Below are 21,972 nucleotides of genomic sequence, written 5' to 3' on the forward strand. Positions count from 1 at the left end.
AGCCCCCACGATGCCCACCCCCACCACCATGGCCAGGTGCGAGCGCAACCGCAGCGCTAGCACAGCCCCCAATAGCATCAAGGCTAGCAAGAGTACCTGGGCTGGAGGGGGGCTCGAGGCTCCTCCCGGCCAGAAAACCGCCCCGCCCCGCAAAAACGCCAGCCCCACCAGCCCCGTAAGGCCCGCAAAAACCCAGACCAGGTAGGCCCGCAGCGAACCGCTTTGCAAAAGCCGCTCCACAAAAGCCGCCAGTCGCAAGAGCCCCCGCAGCAAGGCCACATAGCCGTTCTCGGGGCCGGGGATGGGGTCCTGGGCCATCCAGGCTTGTAGCCGTGGGTACAGGAAGTATAGCCCCACCCCCACCGCAACCGTCAGCAGGCTCAGGAGCAGGGCCAGGTTGAACCCTGGCCAGAGCTTCAGATGGTACGCAACGGCCTTGCCTTTCACCGCGCTGGCCACGGCCTCGGCCAGGGGGTTGTAGAGCCCTGGGAAAAGCCCTACTAGAAGCCCCAGCCCCGCCAATACCAAGGGCCCCAGCCAGAGGCTAGGAGGCCCCTCGTGCACCTCTTCGGGCGGTTTGCCCCTAAAGAAAGGCACCACCAGGATCAGGGCCAGCATGGCCCCCACCGCAAAACCCAGCACCGCCAGCCCAATCATCCAGACCGGCGCGGCCTGCAACGAGGCCAGGTAGAGCACCTCCTTGCCAATAAAGCCCAGCACCGGCGGCAGCCCCGCCAGCGAGAGCGCAGCCAGCACCACCGCTACCCCCGTAACGGGCATCACCCGAAAGAGGCCCGAAAGCTGGTTGATATCACGGGTGCCGGCCTCGTGGTCCACCGCCCCCGCCGCCATGAAAAGCCCCCCCTTGTAGAGCGAGTGGGCCAGCAGGAAGGTGGCGAAGCCCATGGCTGCGTAATGGTCGGTAAGGGGTACCATCCCGATGGCAAAGACCAACGCCCCCAGCGCGGCTACGGTGGAGTAGGCCAGCAGGCGCTTGAGATCGGTGTGGCGGAAGGTAAGGGTGGCCCCGGTGAGCAGGGTGGCCAGTCCAAAGGTCATGAGGGCTGCGCTCCAGACCTCGCTGCCGCCTAGGGCCGGCTGGAGCCGGGCCAGCAGGTACACCCCGGCCTTGACCATGGTGGCCGAGTGCAGGTAGGCCGAGACCGGCGTGGGGGCCTCCATGGCGTTGGGCAGCCAGAAGTGAAAGGGGAACTGGGCCGATTTGGTGAAGGCCCCCAAAAGCACCAGCACCAGGGCGGGAAGGTACAGAGGATGCGCCCGCAGTACCTCGCCTTTGCCCAGCAGCTCGGAAATTTCCCAGGAGCCACCCATGCCTGCCAGCAAAATGAGCCCGGCCAGCAAGGCCAGCCCACCCCCCGCCGTGACAAACAGGGCCTGAGTGGCGGCCCGGCGCGAGCGAAACTCGCTGTGGTAGAAGCCGATCAGCAGGTAGGAGGTAAGGCTGGTCAGCTCCCACATCACAAACAAGGTCACGATGTTATCGGCCAGCACCAGCCCCAGCATGGAGGCCATGAAGAGCAGAATGGTCAGGTAGAACTTGCCCAAATCCGGGTGGCCTTTCAGGTAGCCGCCGGAATAAATCACGATGAAGGTGCCGATGCCGGTGATGAGCAGGGCAAAGAGCAGGGAAAGCCCATCGAGGTAAAAGGAAAAGTTGACTGAGAGCGTGGGCACCCAGGCTGCGCTATGTCGTACGGTATGGCCTGCTACTACGGCGGGAAGCAGGCTGGCAAAGTACACCGTAAGGCCCAGGGGCAACAGAGCCAGCACCCAGCCTGCAAGGCTACCTAACCTGCGGTACAGGAGCGGCGCCAAAAGGGCACCCAAAAAAGCTGATATAACCGCGATTATCATATGCGAGTTCCTCAACCAAGCTGACGCTGAACAGTCTACCCTGACACAACAAAGAGCGGAGACAGTTGCCCGTCTCCACCCTTGCAGCTACCGGAGGCTGCACTCCTGCTGCCTGAGCAGCAAACTTTACATCAGTGTATTACAAGCACAAATCGGGCGGCAAATCTTTACCTTCCCAACCAGGCTCTTATCATATACACCCACTAAGCCAGCGATAGAGGGGCATGGGATTGGTGGAGAAGCTACGAACACTGCGAAGCACAGGGGTGGTGAGCTGGTGTAGGAAACTCAGCAGAAGGTTGCGCAGAGCGGCGAGGGACTGGGCCGCTTTGCGGGTGCGACAGGCATCCTCACCCAGGACGGTATCTCTTTTGTGGTGGAGCCTGTTCTCGATGGCCCAGTGACCCCGGCCAATGCCCGCCAGGCTGGCAGCATCCGCCTGTGCAGGGCTGAGGCTGGTAATAGCCAGATGGGCTTCCTCGCAGACTTCACCGGTGCGTTTGTGGGTCTTGTGGCGGTGGATTTCGACCATCTGTTGCAGACCAGGAAAGGCTAGCGCAGGGTCAGGTGGGATTTGCGCGGTGGTACGAACCCGCCAAACCCACAGTGCGCCGCTACGTACCTGGTGGTAGCAGTACACATCGTCCGGCGGGTACTGCAGCAGGTGCGCTGCCCAATCCTTCAGCTCCGCCTGATTGTCCTTGAGATGGAGGAAGTAGTGCCCCCCTTTTGCAAGACGACCTTGGCCGTATGGGCCTCCGTATAGGCCGCGTCACCGGTCAACACCCAGGGAATCTTGGCCTCGGCCAGATCAGCCCCCACCTCCATCATCAAGCAACGACCCGCCCCCGCTTCATCCCCGGCCGCTTTGCTCTGCAACAGGCTCAGCCCCAACCGGCTCAGATAAGCCGAGACCAGTACGATGGCTTTATCCCCTGTGCCACCCCGTGCGCTACCCTTGAGGTGTTTGCCATCCAGGCTGACCTCCAGCAGTCCCCCTTCCTGGTGTTGACCCAAGGCGCGCAGCACATCCCTGGCCCATAGCTGCAGGGCCTTTTCCAGGGCCACTGCTTGCTGCTCCAGGGCCCACAAGAAGCGGTAGATAGTGGCCTGGGCAGGCAGGGCCGTACCGGTTTTTCTTCTGCCAAACCCCAGGGCCAACAGCCAGTCCCGCTGATCCTCTATCCACTGGGCGATCGCCAGGATGTTGGTGCGTCCGCTGCCCAGGGCCATCAGTACCAGCATGAATAACATCCGCCAGTCGTAGGTGGTGTTGTGTGCCCGCAGGTCAGGTACTTGCATCAGGTAAGGAATGGGGCTGGGTATCCTTGGGGTTTCGTCCATACTGCATATGATAAAAGCCTGCTTCCCAACAATAGATGCTCAAAAACTCCAGGCTACACCACCGGCTCCCGACCCAGCATTTTGTGTACCGCCCGGCCCAGGCGCTTGATGCCTTCTGCGATTTGCTCGTGAGAAGCGCTCGAGTACGAGAGTCTGAGGGTATTCTTGCCGCTGCCATCGGCATAGAAAGGCTGGCCTGGCACAAAGGCCATTTTCTCTTCTACGGCTTGCTTGAGGAGCTCGAGGCTGTCCAGCTGCGCAGGCGCAGTGAGCCAGAAGAACATGCCCCCTTCCGGCACAATCCAGCCGATGTCCTCGGGCATGTACTTTTGCAGGGCCTCGAGCATCCAGGTGCGCCGGGTCTGGTAGGTATGGCGAATCTTGCCAATCTGCGCCTGGAACCACTCGCCATCCCGCACCAGCTCGTAGACCAGCATCTGGTTGAGGGTGGGGGTGTGCAGGTCGGCCCCTTGCTTGGCATACACAATCTTCTGGATGACCGGCTTGGGCCCCACCACCCAGGCCACCCGCAGCCCTGGGGCCAGGGTTTTGGAGGAGGTGGAGAGGTAGACCACATTGCCCCCGCCGAGTTCCTGGTCGAGGGCGTAGAGGGTGGGCAGGGGTTTGCCGCTAAAGTAGAGCTCAGCGTAGGCGTCGTCTTCCAGGATGGGGGTTTGGTACTTTCTCGCCAGCTCCACGATGGCCTTGCGCCGCTCCAGGCCCATCAGGCGGCCAGAGGGGTTCTGAAAGGTGGGCAGCACGTACATGAACTTGAAGTGGTGGGCCTTGAGGGCGGCCTCGAGTTCGTCGAGCTGGAGCCCCTCCTCGTCCATGCCGACCGAGATGTATTCGGGCTCGTAGGGGTTGAAAGCGCTCAGGGCCCCCAGATAGGTAGGCGCCTCTACCAGCACCTTAGAGCCGGGGTCAATGAAGACCTTACCGATGAGGTCGAGGCCCTGCTGCGAGCCGGAAACAATTTGCACGTGCTCCGGGGTAGCGCCCGGCATCCGGCCTGCAACCCACTCCCGCAGGGGCAGGTAGCCCTCGGTGGTGCTGTACTGCAAGGCCTGAGCGCCGTGCGCTTGCAGGATGCGCTGGGTGGCCTCGGCGATGCGCTCGATGGGGAACAGGTCGGCGGCGGGCAGCCCCCCCGCAAAGCTGATAAACCCTGGCTGGGTGGTGAGCTTAAGGATTTCCCGGATGGTCGAGGCCTGGATGCGCTGGGTGCGGGCCGCAAAACGACTTTGATAGTAACTTTCGAGGTTGTCCACACGTTCAGTCTACTCTGCAAATATGACGCTTTGTATAGTTTCTGCCGCAAATGCATTGAATGAAAGGGGGCGTAAGGTTGCATCGCTTGAGCCGATGAAGCCGCTTTGGGTCGAGGGTCGAGCACCAAGGGCAGGAAAACTTCTTCGGGGCGTACCTTATACCAGATTCGGTTAGTTCGTCACCAAAGGGTGACGAACTAACCCGACCGAAGTTATCCGCGTAGCGGAGGGCGGTACCGCCCCTTGGAAGGGAGACGCTTTCTTCGCCGACCGACAGTGAAGGGCCATCGGCCCCCGGCTAGCGCCGGTACTCAAGGGAGGGGTGTGCTCTAGGATTCAAAAAGACAGCCTATGGGGTTTTTGGTTATGTAAACTGTCTTTTTGAATCCGGTATTGAAAGCCTTGAGCGGTTCCCACGAATACCCAGAACAAGCGGGTTTTGCTGTTCTGGGTAAAACATTCCGCATCGCGTGTGGAGTGTTTGTGGGAAACGCGATTGGAGCCCTCAGCTTTTGGCCCTGGGCCGCGCTTTCAGCGGTGAAACTCCGGCTCGAAGAGGCGGGCGTACTCGTCGAGGGCAAAGCGGTCGGTCATGCCGGCGATGTAGTCGCAGGCCGCACGGTAGAGGCCCTCGGTCTCGCCGGCTTGCTGAACCTGGGGGGGCAGGACGGCGGGGTCGTGGATATAGGCATCGAAGAGCTTTTCCAGCACAAAGCGCGACTTGCCCACCTGTCGCACCACGTAGTAATGTCGGTAGAGGTTGGCGTACAAAAACTCCCGCAGTATGTCGAGCTGCTGGGTCAGGCCCTCCGAATAAACCGCCAGGGGGGCTGGGTGGCGGCGGACGGCCTCGAGGCTTTCAATCTGGTGCTGCTGCAAAAGCGCATGGGTGGCGTGGATGGTGTCGGTGATGATGAGCCCCAATAGCTCGCGGATGAAGACCCGGCGCCCCATCTCGTCGAAGCGGTCGGGGTGCAGGCCGAGCTCGCCCAGCAGGTCGCGCAGCAGCTCCACCTCCCAAAGCTGGCCGGGCTGCAATAGCCCTGCGCGCAGGCCGTCGTCGAGGTCGTGGGCGTTGTAGGCGATCTCGTCGGCCAGATTTACAATCTGGGCCTCGAGGCTGGGGCGCAGGTGGGGCTCGTAGCCTTCGGCGTCGGGGAGGTCGTAACGGGTCTCGTGCTTGACAATGCCCTCGCGGGTCTCCCAGCATAGGTTGAGGCCCCGAAAGCCCGGATAGCGCTGCTCGAGGTAGGTCACGATGCGCATGGACTGTTTGTTGTGGTCGAAGCCGCCGTGTCCCTGCATCAACCCGTCCAGCACGGCCTCGCCCGAGTGGCCAAAGGGGGGGTGCCCCAGGTCGTGGGCAAAGGCGATGGTCTCGGCGAGTTCCTGGTTCAACCCCAGCGCACGGGCGATGGAGCGGGCCACCTGGGCCACCTCCAGGGTGTGGGTCAGGCGGGTGCGGTAATAGTCGCCCTCGAAGTTCACAAAGACCTGGGTTTTGTACTGGAGCCGCCGGAAAGCGGTGGTGTGGTTGACCCGGTCTCGGTCTTTCTGGAAGGGGGTGCGGTAGCGCGACTCGGGCTCGGGATGCTCTCGCCCGCGGCTCTCGCTCGACTTGACCGCGTAGGGAGCCAGGGTTTGGGCCTCGAGGGCCTCGAGGTAGGCGCGCTCGAATAGCATGTACTCAGTCTACGCTTGGCGCCCTTTACCGACAAACCGACAGCTTGTTGTGAAATACTGCGGGGGTGATGGACATGCGCTTTTACTGGCTCTTGCTGGGATGGATGGTGGTATTGTCGGCGTGCGCTCCGGGAGCACTGCGTCCGAGTAGCTTCAATCTGACGGTAGATAACAGCCGTTGCCAGGGCACCTACCGCACCGTTTTTATCTACCGCAACAACGTGATTTTAGGCCAGGTACAGGGCGAACCCCGTACCTTCCTCTCACTGCCGGCAGGTAGCGCCGATTTCAAAGCTACCCCGGTGCTGGGCAACAGCCCCTCGCTTTTCAAAACCATCCGCCTGGAAAAAGACGAAGTCTGGCGGCTTTGCGGGTAGTTTGCGCGCTGAGCCCTCATGTAATTTGCCCGGGCTCGAGGTATCAAGGTCTTGATGTCGCGAATTTGCTTACTAATCCTCATTCTGCTGCTCGCAGCCTGTGTTCCTGCGCAACAAAGCAATGTGCGACGGTTCGATCTCATCATCCAGAACCAGTGCAGCGGCCCCAACCAAACGGTGTTCTTTTATATCAATGGTGAGTTTATCGGAACCGTGCGGGGCTCGAGGCTCTTCCCCGGCCTGCGCGAAGGCCGCTACGAACTGCGTGCCGAGGGCACCCAGCCCGGCCAGCCAGGCCACCTGCGCTTCAGCCGCTCCTTGATGCTGGAAAAAGACACGGTCTGGACGCTTTGTCCGTAAGTGTAAGTGTCTGTAAGTCCATACCCACCGATAGCAGCTCGTTGGAGAGGCTACGGGCAGTTCAGTCGCTGCCCTTTAATCCTGCAATTAGCTTGTCCAGGTCGGTCTGGGTGGTGTAGTGAGCGATGGAGGCCCGAATAGCGCCGTCAGGCCACAGGCCCAGGGCTTGCATGGGCATGGTGGCGTAGTAGTGCCCCGCCGCGACCCCTACCCCCACCTGGGCCAGGCGTTCGGCCACCCGAAGCGGGGGCTGCCCCTCCAGGTTGAAGCAAAACGTTCCTACCCGGCCCCTGGGGGAGGGCATTCCGTAGAGCTTCAGGCCTGGAATCTGTTGCAGGCGCTCGAGGGCTTGCTCGAGCAAGGGTTGCTCGAGGGCCTCAATCTGCTGATATGCCTCTATTAAACCTTCGCGCCCGGGCTTCCCTCCGCCCAGCTCATCCCGCAGGTAGGCCAGCGTACCCAACCAGCCGGCCAGCCCTTCGTGGTTGTTGGTGCCGGGCTCGAACTTGAGCAGGCTATCCTCGGGAATGAACCAGAGCTTATCGGTGGGCAACTGGGCAATAAGCTCCTCACGCACATAGAGGAAGGCCAGGTGCGGGCCAAACACCTTGTAGGCCGAGAAAAAGGCCATGTCCACCCCCATAGCCCGAACATCGGGTAGGTGGTGGGGGCTATAGTGCACCAGGTCGGTGATGCACCAGGCCCCTACCGAATGGGCAATCTCTGCGGCGGCGGCCACGTCTGGGGTGGTGCCCAGTGAGTTGGCCGCTGCGGTAACGGCCACCAGCTTCGTTCTGGGCGAGACCAGGGCGCTCAGGTCGGCGGGTTCTAGCCGGCCGCCCTTGTCCCAGCGGGCTTTCCAGACCCGCAGCTGCACCCCCTTTTCTTGCAGGTTGCGCCAGGGCGAGGCGTTGGCTTCGTGCTCGAGCTCCGAAATCACCACCTCGTCGCCCTCGCTAAAGAGCCGCGAAAAGGCCCTCGAGAGGATGAAGGTAAGCGCAGTGGCGCTTGGGCCAATGGCCACTTCGGTGGGCTTGCAGTTGAAAAAGGCCGCGGTTTCTTCTCGAGCCCGCTCGCGCACCCGGGTTGCTGCCCGAGAGCCGGGGTAGGGCATGCCCACGTTGCAGCTCGAGGTCGCCAGAAACTGTGTGATGCCCTCGATACACTGCTTGGGCACCTGGGCTCCAGCGGCGTTATCCAAAAAGCTAAAGCCGTTGGCCAGTGCGGGGAAGTGGGTCTGAATTAGCATGCCTGATTCTATAGCTTATGTTTTGTCTCCCCAAAAAGCGCATCTAAACCTGCTCGAGCAAATCAGTGGGTAGGCATGTAGAACACAGCGGCCAGGAAGTAGTACACAGTCGCATAAACGCCTGTACATCTCTATTCTTTCTGTGTGTGATGGACTCTGGGCCCGCTCCCTGCCACGTAGGGAGGGCGGGGGGCGGATATTCGGCCAGGCCCTGAATCGGCAGGTTGAGTGAAGGCGCAAGTCAGCAACCCCACCTAACCCCTACCTCCATAGTTGGGGAGGAACAACAGAAGCTTTAGTTGCTGAAACAGCAGGTCTTGATGTAGCCCTTCAATGGAGCCACTATTGAATGTAGCTGAACAGATATCTAATACCAGATTCGGTTGATTCGTTACCATTCGGTAACAAGTCAACCCGACCGAAGTTATCCGCGTAGCGGAGGGCGATACCGCCCCTTGGAAGGGAGACGCTTTCTTCGCCGACCGACAGTGAAGGGCCATCGGCCCCCGGCTAGCGCCGGTACTCAAGGGAGGGGAGTGCTCTAGGATTCAAAAAGACAACCTATGGGGTTTTTTGGTTATGTAAACTGTCTTTTTGAATCCGGTATAAGCGACAATGTATTTAGAACCCAGGCTCAAACCCGCTTGAACAGGAGCGTGGCGTTCATGCCGCCAAATGCAAAGGAGTTGGAGAGGACATACTGCACCTGCTTTTCTTTGGGGGTGTTGGGCACGTAATCCAGGTCGAGCTCGGGGTCTGGGTCGTCCAGGTTGATGGTAGGGGGTAGCACTCCGCTCAGCAGGGCCTGCACGCTGGCAATGGCCTCGATGGCCCCCGCTGCCCCTAGCAGGTGCCCAATCATGCTCTTGGTAGAGGAGACCGAGAGCTTGTAGGCGTGGTCGCCAAAAACCTTTTTGATGGCCAGGGTCTCGGCCTTGTCGCCCACGGGCGTGGAGGTGCCGTGAGCATTGATGTAACCTACTTGCTCGGGGCTAACCTGGGCGTCTTTGAGAGCAGCCCGCATGGCCAGGGCTGCACCAGCGCCCTCGGGGTGCGGTTCGGTGATGTGGTGGGCGTCGGCACTGCGACCAAACCCTACCAGCTCGGCATATATTTTGGCGCCCCGGGCCTTGGCCCGCTCGTACTCTTCCAGCACCAGGACCGCTGCCCCCTCGGACAGCACAAAACCATCGCGGCTTAGGGTAAAGGGGCGGCTGGCTTTCTCGGGCTCGTGGTTGCGGGTCGAGAGGGCCCGCATGACCCCGAAGCTCCCGATGGCCATCTCGGTCACCACCGCTTCGGTGCCGCCGGTGAGCATGATATCGGCCTCACCCAGTTGAATAACCCGAAAGGCGTTGCCAATCGCGTCCGAACCTGTGGCGCAGGCAGTGACCACCGTGGAGGAAGGACCCATAAAGCCATATTTCATGGCCAGCTGGCCCGAGGCCATATTGGCAATCATCATGGGAATAAAGAAAGGGGAGAGGCGGGTGCCGCCCTTCTCAAAGAGCACCTTGCTCTGCTCCTGCCAGGTAATCATGCCCCCGATGCCCGTTCCGATAAGGGTGCCGATTCGGGTGCGGTCTTCTTTTTCTAGTTCTAGCCCCGAGTCCTGCAAGGCCAGATGCCCGGCAATCAGGGCCAGCTGGGTGAAACGATCCAGGCGACGCAGTTCGCGCTTGTCAATGTACTCCTCAGGGTTGACGTCTACCTCGCCAGCAATCTGGACAGGGTAGTTCGAAGCATCGAACTGGGTGATTCGCCGGATGCCCGACTTGCCCAGGAGCTGGGCTTCATGAAAGGCTTTGGCTCCAATGCCGTTGGGGGCTACCGGGCCAAGGCCGGTGACGACGACACGACGCATAAAGGCTATTATAGGGCACCGATGCGGTTGGTCTAGGCTCAGGCTTCGTCGGGGCCGGTGCATAAAGTAAAACCTCTACTTCCTCCCCAAACGGGGGAAGCCAGGTGGGGGCCTAATACCCGGCCAGCTCGCCTGCCTACAAGCATTTTTTGTAACACTGGCTGCCTAAAGCGCACTTAGCTAAGCTTTGCAGGGGTTTACGCACTGACCCTGATGCTTCGTTTGCTGATTTAGAGGTGACCATGACATGGCTTCCGCAGTCAGAGATTCTGCGATTCTGCTGAAACTTGCATGCATAGGCCACAGCAAAAAGCGCCTTTTCTCAGTTGGTGCTGCTCGCTTATACTAAGGAACGGTGATTTATGGCTGGCCATAGCAAATGGGCACAAATTAAGCGCAAAAAAGCTGCCAACGACCTCAAGAAGGGAAAGATCGTCAGCAAATACCTGCGTCTGATTGCGGCTGCGGCTAGAGCAGGGGGCAGTGCAGACCCGGCGGCCAACGTTAACCTGCGCAACCTGATTGAGGCCGCCAAAAACGCAGACGTTCCCAACGACAATATTGAGCGCCTGCTGAAACGTCTGGCCGGTGGTGATGATGAAGGTAGTCACTATGAAGAGGTGGTCTACGAAGGTTATGCGCCGGGCGGTGTAGCCATCATCGTCAATGCCCTCTCGGATAACAGAAACCGCACGGCCTCTGAGGTGCGCCACATTTTCACCAAACACGGGGGTAGCCTGGGGGCTACGGGGTCGGTCTCGTGGCAGTTTGACCGGCGGGGTTATATCTGGATTGAACCCAATACCGAAGCAGCCCAGGAGGCGGCCATCGAGGCCGGGGCGCTCGACCTCCAGGAAAGCGAGGAGGGTTTGGAAGTCTACACCGACCCTCAAGAGGTCTATGCGGTAGCCAATGCTTTAAGGGCCAAGGGCTTCAAACCAGAAGACACCGAGATCACCATGGTGCCCCAAAACACCCTAAGCTTGAGCCAGGAAGAGGCCGAAAAGGTATTGCGCATGGTAGAAGCGCTGGAAGAGCTTGACGACGTGCAAAACGTGTACACCAACCTGAACCTCGAGAACATCTCGGTAGAGGCTTGAGCATGCGCCAAGCCATCGTGGTGGTGGACTATGACCCCACCTGGCCTGAAGTCTTTGAACGGCTTCGGGCCCCGCTTTGGGAAGCCGTGCAGGATTTTGCCCTGGGAATCGAGCACGTGGGCAGTACCTCGGTGCCGGGGCTGGCCGCCAAACCCATCATCGATATAGACGTGGTGGTGGCTACTGAAGCCGATGTCGCTCTGGCCATTGAGCGATTGGCGGTTCTGGGTTACACACATCAGGGCAACCTGGGCATCCTGGGCCGCGAGGCTTTTCATCAACCAGCCCACCTGCCGCTGCATCATCTTTATGTATGCTTGCAGAATAGTGCTGGGCTACGCAATCATCTGGCCTTACGGGATTATTTGCGGGCTCACCCGGGGGCCGTAAAGGCCTACAGTGCCCTCAAAAAGCGCCTGGCCCAAGAGCACGCCTACAACATAGATGCCTATATTGAAGGCAAGAGCGATATGATCCTGGCCATGCTAAAGGAGACTGGCTTTGAGGAGGATCAGCTGGACTCCATTCGAGAGCAGAACCGTGCGAAGTGAAGTATTTTGGTGAAATAGGCAACCGGCTCACAGCATCTGGTAAAGACGTGGGCTAGTCTTGGACTGTTCGGGAGGATTTGCCGGGCCGACCCTCGCGTGCAAAATGTGGGTTGTGGTTTTGAGCCATGATGCGATTGATCGAACGTCTCAGAGAAGATGTGCAGGCTGTGCTCGAGCGAGACCCTGCTGCCCGGGGTGCCCTCGAGGCCATCCTCTTTAGCCCCGGAATGCATGCTTTGTGGATGCACCGGCTCAACCACTGGCTCTGGCGGGCCAATTTCAAATTTCTAGCCCGTGTTCTGGCCCACCTGACCCGCATGCTCACGGGGGTCGAAATCCACCCCGGCGCCCGCATTGGCCGCCGGGTGGTAATTGACCACGGCATGGGCATTGTAATTGGCGAGACCGCCGAGGTAGGCGACGATGTGATGATCTACCACGGCGTGACTTTGGGGGGTACGGGTTTTACCCGGGAAAAGCGCCACCCCACCATAGGGAATGGGGTGTTGCTGGGAGCCCATGCGGTGGTTTTGGGGCCTATTGTGGTGGGGGATGGGGCCAAAGTGGGGGCTGGGGCCGTGGTTACCAAGCCGGTGCCTCCTGGCGCAACTGCGATTGGCAACCCGGCTCAGATTATCTTTCGGGAGTCCAAACTCGAGCCCGTCGAAGCCTAGAGCGCTCTGTACATATTTTGGTTCATCCGGCTGTAAGGAAGCTTTGTCCTGGACAGAAAAATGTCCGCTTGGAAACATGAAACCCAAGCACCTGCGAGCCGGGCCCGGCCCACGTTTTGAGTGCATTACATGGGCCTGCCAGGGGATGGTCTGGGCCATTGCCACTACGTGGCTAACCTGGTCCAAACCCATTCTATGTTTTGCGGGGAACCGTATCTGCGAAGAGCGCGATAAATTCCCGGAATCCTGAGCCCTGTTCCTTTATCCCTGACCCCTATAAAATCAACATTGCGTCTCCCAGGCTATAAAACCGGTAGCGTTCAGCCACGGCGGTCTGGTAGGCCCATTGCATGAGTTCGTGCCCCATAAAGGCCGAGACCAGCATCAGCAGGGTGGATTTGGGCAGGTGGAAGTTGGTGACGAGGGCATCTACCACGTGATACTGGAACCCCGGACGGATGAAAAGCTGGGTCTCGCCTGCACCGGCCCGAACCTGCGTACCGTTCCAGGCGGTCTCGAGGGTCCGCACCACTGTGGTTCCCACAGCAATAACACGTCGCCCCTCAGCCTTGGCCTGGTTGATGGCCTGGGCGGTAGGGCGGGGCACCTCGTAGGGCTCCAGGTGCATGTGGTGCTGGTTGGGGTCGCCCTGTACCGGCTTGAAGGTGCCCGGCCCCACGTGAAGGGTGACGTAGCAGATGGTGACCCCCAGCCCCCGAATCCTGTCCAGGAGCTCCGGGGTGAAGTGCAGCCCGGCGGTAGGCGCGGCCACCGAGCCGGGGGTTTTGGCATAAACGGTCTGGTAGCGTTCCGGGTCTACCGAGGCTCGAATGTAAGGGGGGAGGGGTGTCTTACCTATGTTTTCCAGGTGCTCCCACACATTCCCCGCAAAGCGCAGCAGCCGGGTGCCGTCTTCTTCCACGGCTTCCACCATGGCCTGCAGGCCATCGGCAAAGGTCAGCACAGAGCCCACCCTGGCCCGCCGTGCTGGTTTCAGCAGAGCCTCCCACAATCCGCCCGATCCCGCATCGGTGGGGATTTCTCGCACCAGCAAGACCTCGAGCAAGGTGCCGTATGGGTTGGTGGCAAAGGTGCGGGCGGGAATCACCCTGCTCTCGTTTAGCACCAGCACATCGCCTGCCTGGAGGTAGCCGGGCAGGTCGCGGAAAATCCGGTGCTCAATCTGGCCGGTGCTGCGGTGGATCACCATCAACCGCGATGCGTCGCGGGGCTCGGCGCCGCTCTGGGCGATGAGTTCGGGGGGTAGGTGGTAGTCGAAGTCCTCGAGGTTCATACAACGTCACTGTCAGCAGGTCTCAGGCCGATAAGGCAACCGAGCAGAAGTTCACACATTCGCCTGGCCACTCGAACAGTCTCGATGGCTTTGCTGCTTGGGCTTACACACGCGGTTGACTGGCGATAGAGCGATGATTGCGGATTTCACTCAGCTCTGGGGATCAAGGTCCGTTCCCGCTCCTTGCTGGGCACAAAGGCGTTCTCGATTTCGGGCAGGTGGATGAAGCGGTCTACGGCGTCAATCAGCTTTTGCGAGGTGGTCTCCTTGAAGGCAATCACCTCGACCCGGATGCCCCGCTCCATCAGCACCTCCACAATGTCCACAAAGTCGCCGTCGCCGCTCCCCAGGACCACCACATCCAGGGTGTGCATGAGGCGTACCATATCGGCGGCGATGCCCATATCCCAGTTGCCCTCGTAGATGGGCTTGCCTTCGTCGGTGGTTTCCTTAAGGGTCAGGTTCATGCGCCGCACCCGGAAGCCGATGGTGGAGAGCTTGTAGATGAAGGGCCAGGCCGAGGTGTCGTGTTCGCGCTCGACCACATAGGCGGTGGCCCGCACCAGCTGGCGGTTACCGATAGCAAAGCGCATCAGGCTTTCAAAGTTGACGTTCTGCCCGTAGTAGTCGCGGGCGGAGTGGTAGAGGTTTTGGGTATCTACAAACAGACCTACGCGTTGATTGGGGCTCCAGCCTGGCACACGGCCAAAAGGGTCGTTCATGAAAGCTCCTCTAAAAAGGTTAGATTCTGTAAAACCTGGGCATTGCCCAGCGAAATTGTATCAAAAACCCTAACACAAAAGGTTGCTCTTTGGGATTTGGGATGATCGGCTGGTGTTTACCCTCTTCTTATGGCGGGAGGGATAGGCTACACCCGCATCTAGAGAAAAAACCGAGATCGGGTGTAGCCGGTTGGCTGATACGCGCCTATTCTCTGAGCAGGCTATCCCGGCCAGAGGTATCCCTTGCCACGCAGGATAGATTCGGATAAGCCGGTGAGCTTTGGGTGAAGAGGTCCTTCCAGCTAGCTTTAGCGTAACGCCGCCATTTCCCGGCGGGCCCGCTCCTGGTCAAAGCGGTCGGCGGCGGTTTTGGGGGCGATGGACAGGGCGGCCTCGTATTGCTTGCGAGCGTCTTCCTTTTTGCCCTGGGCGGCCAGTACCCCGGCCAGCTCGACCTTGTGGATGATGGTCTGGGGCTCGAGCTGAATGGCCTCGTTAAAGAGCGGCATAATCACGTTGCCGTTGGCCCCATACAGCCAGCCCACGTTCTTGGAAATGAGCGAATGATGCCATAAAGCCAGCGCGACCTTGGCCCCGGCATGGCGGGGGTTCAGGCGGAGGGTTCGGTCCAGGTTGTCCTTAATGCCACTGGCCAGCCCCAGGCTTTCCAGAATGCCCCGGTATTGCGAAAGGCGGCCCTGGGCGCGGGCCAGTTCAAAGTAGGCCTCGGCATTGTTGCTATCGGCTTGAATGGCCCGGCGGGCAGCGGCTTCGGCCCGGCCGAACCAGTCGGCTTTTTCGCTGTCCTTGGCCTGGTAGCCCGCATAGTAGCTGGCTGCTTTGGCGGCCAGAACCAGTCCCTCGGCACTGCCGAGGCGCAAGCCGGCTTCGTAGGCTTCCTGAAACTTCCCTTCATCCACCAGTTTTTCCACTGCACCGGCGTTTTGCGCCAAAGCCAGAGGTAACAACAGCACCAGCGAAAGCACCAGACCCTTCATACCTATAACCTCCTTGGGGGTTTAACGGCCCAAAGCCGACAACCGTACGGCATGGATTCTACCGGATGTGCATCTGAGGGCAAGAACTTTGCACCGGCATGTTACACTACCCCCATGATAGCGTTACGAGCGGTTCCTTTTGCCGTGGGAATCGCCCTATTTGCGTTCACGGCTTTTGCCCAGTTGGGGGCCGAGGGCTACTACACCCAGTGCAAGGCCCTGTACGACCAGGGGGTGCGGGATAGCGCCCGGGCCACCTGCCAGCTTGCGCTGGTGGCCGACCCCAACCACCTGCCCAGCATCAAACTGCTGGGGCGAATATACCTGGAAGAAAACAACCCCGGCGCAGCCCAGCCTTTCCTTCAGCAGATGATCCAGCTCGCACCGCAAGACCCCGAAGTAGCTCTGCTGGATGCTCGTTTTCTGCTCTTGCAGGGTCGCCCTGCCGACGCTCTGGCCCGGCTACCGCGCGGTTTGAACACCGAGGCAGTGCTGTTGCGGGCCCAGATCAACGAAGCGCTGGGCCGCTACGAAGAGGCCTATGCCACTTTCCGCCGGGTGACTGCTTCGGAGGAAGCCCGGCTGGGTGCCGCCCGCCTGGCGGAGCGGCTGGGACGCCCCCAGGAAGCGCTGGGTTTGTTAGGTAACAGCCCAAAAGAACAACTGGCCAAAGCCCGTCTGATGTGGCTATCGGGCGATACCCGTGCGGCAGCAGAGGCCCTCGAGGAAGTTCTGCCCCGCCTGGGGCCCCTGGAAGGTGACTACACCCGAACCCTGGGCCTGCTGGCGATGGTCTACTACGGGTTGGGCGAGTTCGATAAGGGCTCGCTGGTCTTGCGGCAGTTGTCCTCGAGGATGAGCCTGCCCAGCAACCTGCTGGGCAAGGTCTGGCCCTGGTTGGTGGTGTTTTTGATATACCTGGGGCTGGTGCTCTATGGTGAGAGCCGCATCGAGCCCATGCGCACGGTGGAGATGGGTAACGAACGACGCTTTGGCCCCGGCTCCATCCACCTGTGGCTGATGCTGGCGCTGGTGCTGGCAGGGCTGGCCGCTGTGGGGATTGGACAGCTTCTCTACCAGAACCTGCTGGCCCTGTTCACCCCTTTTCAGGGTCAGGTGGTGCGTCCGGTATTCTATTTCCTGCTGGGCGTATTTGCGCTCCTGATTGCTTACCAGAATGTCAGCCGAGAAGGTATGCAAAACGCCCTGGGGCCGCGCTCGAGCTGGGTCGAGGGCACCTGGGCGGGGCTGGTTTTGCTGGCCTTGCTGGCTCTGTATGCCTATATTGCCAAACCCCTGGGGCTGAGCGGACTGGGCACCATGTACCCCATCTTTTTTGGGCTGGCCTTGCTGGAATTGGTCATTCGTGGAGTGGGTTATCCGGTCTTTAAGGAGCGCTACAAAGAGCTGAGCAACTTCATGATCCCGGTGCTGTTTGCCCTGGCGATTCCCGGCCCAACGGTCTTCTTCCTGATGGCCAGCCTTTTCCTGGGATGGCTCTATATGCGTACAAAGGGGGCCCTGGCCGGTGCTACGGCCTGGGTGTTGGCTGGGCTGATACTGGCTTTGATTGCCAACCTGCCCCTTACACGCACGTTGCTGGGTAGCTGAGGTGGGGCCCAAGGCTTAGAGCGGCCTCCCACGAATACCCCACACAGCATCCTTTGGAAGCTATGCGTGTGGGGTAATTTACGCTGTATCGCGTGTAGCGTAAATGTGGGAAACGCGATAAAGCGCCTGTATTGTGAGATTGATCAGAGTGGTCAATACCCGATAGTCCACGGCCGATAGCTGATTGACCTGCGCCCTGCGACATTTTTTTGGATAGACTGCGGATAGATGCGGGAAATTTTCTTTCTATCTGACTTTGGTCTGGCTGACCCCTACGCCGCGGTGGTCAAGGCGGTAATGCGACAAACCGCCCCTGGGGTGGCCGTGCACGACCTGGCCCATAACCTTCCCCCCGGCGACCTGAACCGGGCTAGTTACATTTTGTATGAGTCGGTGCCCTATCTACCTCGGCAGTCGGTGGTGCTGGCGGTGGTTGACCCGGGGGTGGGCTCGAGCCGCAGGGCAGTCTTGGTGGTAGGGGAGCGGCTTTGCTATGTGGCGCCGGACAACGGGCTCCTCACCCTGGCCTATCTGCAAGACCCGCCCCGGAAAGCCTATCTGCTGGAGAACCCCGCCTACCATCTGCCCCGCAAATCGGCTACCTTCCACGGGCGGGATGTGTTTGGACCGGTTGCCGCTCACCTGGCGGCGGGGGTTGAGCCTCCGCGCTTTGGCCCGGAACTGCCGGTATCCGAACTTGTACATTTGCCCATTCACCTGAACTTTGGCACCCACGGCGAAATCCTGACCTTTGACCGTTTTGGTAACGCCATCACCACCCTGCTGGCCACGCCTGCCCAGATTCGCGGCAAAACGGTACGCATCCGCTACCACCGCATACCAGTCGCCACGCACTACGCCGAGGTGCCGGTAGGGAGTGCCCTGGCTTATGTGGGGAGTGCGGGGCTTTTGGAGGTTGCGATTCACCTGGGCAACGCCCGCGAACAGCTCGGCCTCAAGCAGGGCGACCAGGTGGAGCTGGGTTGACCTTTTGGGCTTCAGCTTGTAGATTGGAGAGCGGTTTGTCGGAAGCAACCCGCCGGGGTTGTTCATTACAAAAGGAAGTGACCTGAGATGGCCAAGCACCCAGTACCCAAGAAAAAAGTATCCAAGTCCCGCCGGGACATCCGCCGCGCTGCGGTATCCACCCTGACGGCCCCCACCCTCATCAAATGCGCCAACTGTGGGGCCATGATTCCCCCCCACACCGTTTGCGATAGCTGCGGTTACTACGCTGGGAAAAAGGTTCTAGAAATCCGGGCCTAGGTCCTCAAGTTCTTCAGCACCCCAGACCAACAGAAGTTGCCGTCTGGGGTGCTGTCTTTCCGGTGCATTGAGGGCAGGCGTTGATTTAGGCAGATGGCAGGGGAAATCCCCTGAGGTAATCCTCTAGATTCAAGATGAAACAAGCGCATCATCTGAACTTGGTTCAAGCCACATCCCGGCACGAAAGTGTGCTGGGGTGTTATCTTTGTTGGAGTGCCCAGAGCTTTATGGGCGGTTTTAGGAGGCAACGTTGAATATCGGTATCCTTGCCCTTGGCACCTATGCTCCCGAGCGGGTGATGACCAACCACGACTTCGAAAAGATTCTGGACACCTCCGACGAGTGGATCGTCAGCCGTACCGGTATCCGTGAACGGAGGCTGGCTGCTGAGGGGGAGTTCACCTCACACCTGGCTTTTCGGGCAGTAGAAGACTTGATTCGCCGCCACGGGCGCAGTGCCCTGGAGGGGGTGGATCTGGTAATTGTGGCGACCAACACCCCCGATGCTCTTTTCCCGGCTACGGCGGCCCTGGTGCAGAACCGCTTTGGCCTGAACGCGGGAGCCTACGACCTTCTGGCCGGCTGCCCCGGCTGGGGCTATGCCATTGCCCAGGCCCACGCCATGGTGCAGAGTGGTCTGGCCCGCAAGGTGCTCACCATTGGTTCAGAGACCCTCTCCAAAATCCTCGACTACACCGACCGCTCCACTGCCGTGCTGTTTGGCGATGGGGCCGGGGCGGCAGTGATTGGCCCGGTGCCCGAAGGCTATGGCTTCAAGTCGTTTGTGCTGGGGGCCGATGGTTCGGGGGGTAAGGAACTCATGTTGCGTTGTATTGCCGACAAGCTGCCAGATGGCAGCCCTATGGGGCAGTACGCCTACATGAACGGGCGCGAGGTTTTCAAGTTCGCGGTGCGGGTGATGAACACGGCCACCCTCGAGGCCATTGAGAAGGCCGGCCTCCAGCCCGAGGACATCAAGTACCTGATTCCCCACCAGGCCAACGCCCGTATCATCGAGGCCGCCCGTGAGCGCCTGGGGTTGCCTCCTGAGCAGGTCTGGGTCAACGTAGACCGCTATGGCAACACATCTACGGCCTCCATGCCCATCGCCCTGCAAGAGGCCCTGGATGCTGGCCAGATCCACAACGGCGACCACATTCTGTTTGTTACCTTTGGCGCTGGTCTGACCTGGGCAGCCAGTGTGATGACCTGGTGGCAGCCGGATTGAGGCGGAATGCCGAAAGCTCCCAACAGAGTTTGCGGTGCAGCTTCGCCGTTTTTGAGATGGAGGTGAGGAATGATTGCAGCGTTGTTCCCCGGCCAGGGGTCGCAAGAAATCGGTATGGGCAAGGCTTTGTACGAGGGCTCGAGGGCGGCCCGCGAGGCCCTGGATCGGGCTGAGGCGACCCTGCCTGGATTACTCCGGCTGATGTGGGAAGGCCCCGAAGAAGAACTCAAGCTAACCGCGAACCAGCAGCCCGCCTTGCTGGCCGTGGGTTATGCGGCTTTTGAGGCCTATCGGGAAGCCGGTGGACCTCCCCCCGATTTTGCGGCGGGCCACAGCCTGGGCGAGTGGACGGCCCATGTGGCAGCCGGAACCCTGAGCCTGGAGGATGGTTTGCGCCTGGTACGTAAACGCGGCGAGTACATGCAGGAGGCTGTGCCGGTGGGGGCAGGAGCGATGGCGGCGGTGCTCAAGGTGTCGGCCCAGACCATCCAGGAACTCACCGCCGGCATAGCCGGGGTGGAAGTAGCCAACTACAACTCACCCGAACAAACCGTAATCTCCGGAACTGCCAAGGGGGTGGCCCAGGCCGCCGAGGTGCTCAAGGGCCACAAAGCCCGGGTGATACCCCTGCCGGTTTCGGCTCCATTTCACTCCTCGTTGATGCGGCCTGCGCGGGATCGTCTCCACGCCGATTTGTTCCAGGTGGAAGTGCATTCGCCCCGCTTTCCGGTTTATTCCAATGTGCTGGCCCAGCCCGAGACCCGGCCTGCCCTGATTCGGGAACTGCTTTTGGAGCAGATTACCCATGCAGTGCGCTGGGTAGAAATTTTGCAACATCTTAAGCAGAAGGGGGTCAAGACCTACCTCGAGTTCGGTTCGGGTAAGGTCTTGACTGGTCTGGTAGGGCGGACGCTGGATGGGGTTGAAGCCCGCAGCCTTACAAACCCGAGGGAGATTGCCGAGCACCTGGCGGTGGTCAGGTAGGTCCTCTGGCATGGAGCAGATACCTTTTTGGATTGCCCGACATGAGACCTGCGACATGGGCCTACAGGTTCAAAAATGACAGCCAGAGCTGGCGTTTGTTGGGCTACAAAGGAGAGGAACGATGCGAAAAGCGCTGGTAACAGGTTCTTCGAGAGGAATCGGTAAGGCTATTGCGCTCGAGCTGGCCCGTCGGGGTTATGCGCTGGCCGTACACTATGCGGGCAACCAGGCGTCTGCCGAGGCTACGGCTGCCGAAGCCAGGGAGCTTGGTGCGAGCCAGGTGGTGGTTCTGGGGGCCGACCTGAGCAGCCCGCAGGCCGCTCAGAAGCTTGTGGCGGATGCTAATATGGCCCTGGGGGGCCTCGAGGTCCTGGTCAACAACGCCGGCATTACCCGCGATACCCTGCTGATCCGCATGAAAGACGAGGACTGGGATACCGTTATCGCCACCAACCTGAGCGCCATCTTTCACACCACCCGCGAGGCCATCAAACTCATGATGCGGGCCAAATGGGGCCGGGTGATCAACATCAGCAGCGTGGTGGGCATTCTGGGTAACCCCGGCCAGGCCAACTATGTGGCGGCCAAGGCGGGCCTGATTGGCTTTACCAAATCGGTGGCCAAGGAATACGCCACCCGGGGCATCACGGTCAATGCAGTGGCGCCAGGTTTTATCGAGTCGGACATGACCGCCAAGCTGCCGGAGAACGTGGTGGCCGAATACCTCAAACAAATTCCCGCGGGGCGCTTAGGCCAGCCCGAGGAGGTGGCCAAGGCAGTAGCTTTTTTAGCTTCGGACGATGCCGCTTATATCAATGGACAGACCCTGTGTGTGGATGGCGGGATGACCCCGCACTAGACCAGCCCGACAACGCAAGCCCCTGTGCTAATTTTGATGTGGTAGAATCCCGCACGGTAGAGCAAACCCTGACCGATGGAGGTTGAAGCATGGCTATCCTAGATGATGTAAAAGAAGTAATCGTAGACAAACTGGGCGTAGACGCAGACAAAGTAGTGCCTGAGGCTCGCTTTATCGAAGACCTGGGCGCAGACAGCCTCGATACGGTAGAACTCATCATGGGTCTGGAGGATAAGTTTGGTCTGGAAATCTCCGATGAAGACGCGGAAAAGATCCGCACCGTACAGGATGCGATCAACTTTATCCAGAGCAAGCAAGCCTGAAGGTTGTCCTGCTTTAATCGGCTTGACCATTTGATGTGGCGGGTTAGCATACAACCGCCTGCCAGACAGAAAAAGGCGGTTCTGGGAGGGTAAAGCGCCCTTCACAAAAATCGAGTCCCCCAGGGCTAGAAATCCTTTATCCTGGCCAGAGTCGCCGTCCGGAAATTCCAAACCCAAGCACCCGTGGGTCGGGCCCGGCCCACGGGTGCGTAATACCAGATTCGGTTAGTTCGTCACCAAAGGGTGACGAACTAACCCGACCGAAGTTATCCGCGTAGCGGAGGGCGATACCGCCCCTTGGAAGTTATCCGCGTAGCGGAGGGCGATACCGCCCCTTGG

General features: G+C 60.1%; 22 protein-coding genes. 12 read left to right on the top strand and 10 right to left on the bottom strand.

Annotated elements, in window-relative coordinates; all coding sequences use genetic code 11:
* The 5 genes from Mhypo_RS12880 to Mhypo_RS12900 form a co-directional block, all read right to left on the bottom strand.
* Positions 1-1,836 (bottom strand): proton-conducting transporter transmembrane domain-containing protein (locus Mhypo_RS12880; protein WP_240637248.1); only part of this gene is annotated, 1,836 nt, incomplete at its 3' end.
* A gap of 229 nt (positions 1,837-2,065) precedes the next feature.
* A complete protein-coding gene (locus Mhypo_RS12885; RefSeq protein WP_147075471.1) occupies positions 2,066-2,515 on the bottom strand; it encodes a DDE transposase family protein in 450 nt (149 codons plus the stop codon).
* Positions 2,516-2,556: 41 nt separating this feature from the next.
* Entirely contained in the window at positions 2,557-3,219 is a 663-nt protein-coding gene (locus tag Mhypo_RS12890) for a transposase family protein (RefSeq protein WP_119341698.1), read from the bottom strand.
* A 53-nt stretch (positions 3,220-3,272) separates the two neighbouring features.
* Positions 3,273-4,490, bottom strand: a complete 1,218-nt coding sequence (locus Mhypo_RS12895) for an aminotransferase-like domain-containing protein (protein ID WP_119341699.1) — start codon at positions 4,488-4,490, stop codon at positions 3,273-3,275.
* 531 nt (positions 4,491-5,021) lie between these two features.
* Positions 5,022-6,173, bottom strand: coding sequence for a deoxyguanosinetriphosphate triphosphohydrolase (locus Mhypo_RS12900; RefSeq protein ID WP_119341700.1), 1,152 nt, complete (start codon positions 6,171-6,173; stop codon positions 5,022-5,024).
* A 68-nt stretch (positions 6,174-6,241) separates the two neighbouring features.
* Between Mhypo_RS12900 and Mhypo_RS12905 the strand changes: the two genes are divergently transcribed.
* Positions 6,242-6,550: a hypothetical protein gene (locus tag Mhypo_RS12905; RefSeq protein WP_119341701.1), complete on the top strand. Its 309-nt coding sequence runs from the start codon at positions 6,242-6,244 to the stop codon at positions 6,548-6,550.
* A 123-nt stretch (positions 6,551-6,673) separates the two neighbouring features.
* Positions 6,674-6,910 (top strand): hypothetical protein, encoded by a 237-nt coding sequence (locus tag Mhypo_RS12910; RefSeq protein ID WP_240637249.1) that lies wholly within the window; start codon positions 6,674-6,676, stop codon positions 6,908-6,910.
* Positions 6,911-6,971: 61 nt separating this feature from the next.
* Here the strand turns inward: Mhypo_RS12910 and Mhypo_RS12915 are convergent, their stop codons facing one another.
* Both Mhypo_RS12915 and fabF read right to left on the bottom strand, forming a co-directional pair.
* On the bottom strand, positions 6,972-8,159 hold the full coding sequence (locus Mhypo_RS12915; protein WP_119341703.1) for a cysteine desulfurase-like protein: 1,188 nt from the start codon (positions 8,157-8,159) through the stop codon (positions 6,972-6,974).
* A 634-nt stretch (positions 8,160-8,793) separates the two neighbouring features.
* The gene (gene fabF / locus Mhypo_RS12920; RefSeq protein ID WP_119341704.1) at positions 8,794-10,023 is read right to left on the bottom strand and encodes a beta-ketoacyl-ACP synthase II; all 1,230 of its coding nucleotides are present in this window, start codon (positions 10,021-10,023) and stop codon (positions 8,794-8,796) included.
* 362 nt (positions 10,024-10,385) lie between these two features.
* On the opposite strand from fabF, the gene Mhypo_RS12925 reads away from it, so the two are divergent.
* The 3 genes from Mhypo_RS12925 to cysE all read left to right on the top strand — a co-directional run bounded on the left by Mhypo_RS12925 (position 10,386) and on the right by cysE (position 12,348).
* Complete coding sequence (locus Mhypo_RS12925) at positions 10,386-11,123, top strand: YebC/PmpR family DNA-binding transcriptional regulator (RefSeq protein ID WP_119341705.1); 738 nt, start codon at positions 10,386-10,388, stop codon at positions 11,121-11,123.
* A 2-nt stretch (positions 11,124-11,125) separates the two neighbouring features.
* On the top strand, positions 11,126-11,674 hold the full coding sequence (locus Mhypo_RS12930; protein WP_119341706.1) for a GrpB family protein: 549 nt from the start codon (positions 11,126-11,128) through the stop codon (positions 11,672-11,674).
* Positions 11,675-11,799: 125 nt separating this feature from the next.
* Positions 11,800-12,348: a serine O-acetyltransferase gene (cysE, locus tag Mhypo_RS12935; RefSeq protein ID WP_119341707.1), complete on the top strand. Its 549-nt coding sequence runs from the start codon at positions 11,800-11,802 to the stop codon at positions 12,346-12,348.
* 274 nt (positions 12,349-12,622) lie between these two features.
* On the opposite strand, the gene queA is transcribed toward cysE, so the two are convergent.
* The 3 genes from queA to Mhypo_RS12950 form a co-directional block, all read right to left on the bottom strand.
* The gene (queA, locus tag Mhypo_RS12940; RefSeq protein WP_119341708.1) at positions 12,623-13,642 is read right to left on the bottom strand and encodes a tRNA preQ1(34) S-adenosylmethionine ribosyltransferase-isomerase QueA; all 1,020 of its coding nucleotides are present in this window, start codon (positions 13,640-13,642) and stop codon (positions 12,623-12,625) included.
* A gap of 146 nt (positions 13,643-13,788) precedes the next feature.
* Positions 13,789-14,364 carry a LabA-like NYN domain-containing protein gene (locus tag Mhypo_RS12945; RefSeq protein WP_119341709.1) on the bottom strand — a complete coding sequence of 192 codons (576 nt, stop codon included), beginning with the start codon at positions 14,362-14,364 and terminating at the stop codon, positions 13,789-13,791.
* 308 nt (positions 14,365-14,672) lie between these two features.
* Positions 14,673-15,362, bottom strand: a complete 690-nt coding sequence (locus Mhypo_RS12950) for a hypothetical protein (RefSeq protein WP_119341710.1) — start codon at positions 15,360-15,362, stop codon at positions 14,673-14,675.
* A gap of 114 nt (positions 15,363-15,476) precedes the next feature.
* Between Mhypo_RS12950 and Mhypo_RS12955 the strand changes: the two genes are divergently transcribed.
* From Mhypo_RS12955 to acpP, 7 genes are all read left to right on the top strand, one after another.
* Positions 15,477-16,973: a tetratricopeptide repeat protein gene (locus Mhypo_RS12955; protein ID WP_119341711.1), complete on the top strand. Its 1,497-nt coding sequence runs from the start codon at positions 15,477-15,479 to the stop codon at positions 16,971-16,973.
* 228 nt (positions 16,974-17,201) lie between these two features.
* The gene (locus Mhypo_RS12960) at positions 17,202-17,960 is read left to right on the top strand and encodes an SAM hydrolase/SAM-dependent halogenase family protein (protein WP_119341712.1); all 759 of its coding nucleotides are present in this window, start codon (positions 17,202-17,204) and stop codon (positions 17,958-17,960) included.
* Positions 17,961-18,047: 87 nt separating this feature from the next.
* Positions 18,048-18,239, top strand: coding sequence for a 50S ribosomal protein L32 (gene rpmF, locus Mhypo_RS12965; protein ID WP_119341713.1), 192 nt, complete (start codon positions 18,048-18,050; stop codon positions 18,237-18,239).
* A gap of 250 nt (positions 18,240-18,489) precedes the next feature.
* Positions 18,490-19,467: a beta-ketoacyl-ACP synthase III gene (locus Mhypo_RS12970; protein WP_119341714.1), complete on the top strand. Its 978-nt coding sequence runs from the start codon at positions 18,490-18,492 to the stop codon at positions 19,465-19,467.
* Positions 19,468-19,536: 69 nt separating this feature from the next.
* A complete protein-coding gene (gene fabD, locus Mhypo_RS12975) occupies positions 19,537-20,451 on the top strand; it encodes an ACP S-malonyltransferase (RefSeq protein ID WP_119341715.1) in 915 nt (304 codons plus the stop codon).
* A 121-nt stretch (positions 20,452-20,572) separates the two neighbouring features.
* The gene (gene fabG / locus Mhypo_RS12980; protein ID WP_119341716.1) at positions 20,573-21,310 is read left to right on the top strand and encodes a 3-oxoacyl-[acyl-carrier-protein] reductase; all 738 of its coding nucleotides are present in this window, start codon (positions 20,573-20,575) and stop codon (positions 21,308-21,310) included.
* An 89-nt stretch (positions 21,311-21,399) separates the two neighbouring features.
* Positions 21,400-21,633: an acyl carrier protein gene (gene acpP / locus Mhypo_RS12985; protein ID WP_119341717.1), complete on the top strand. Its 234-nt coding sequence runs from the start codon at positions 21,400-21,402 to the stop codon at positions 21,631-21,633.
* Positions 21,634-21,972 lie beyond the last annotated feature (339 nt).

Origin of the sequence: Meiothermus hypogaeus, from assembly GCF_003574035.1 — a bacterium.
Classification (GTDB): domain Bacteria; phylum Deinococcota; class Deinococci; order Deinococcales; family Thermaceae; genus Meiothermus; species Meiothermus hypogaeus.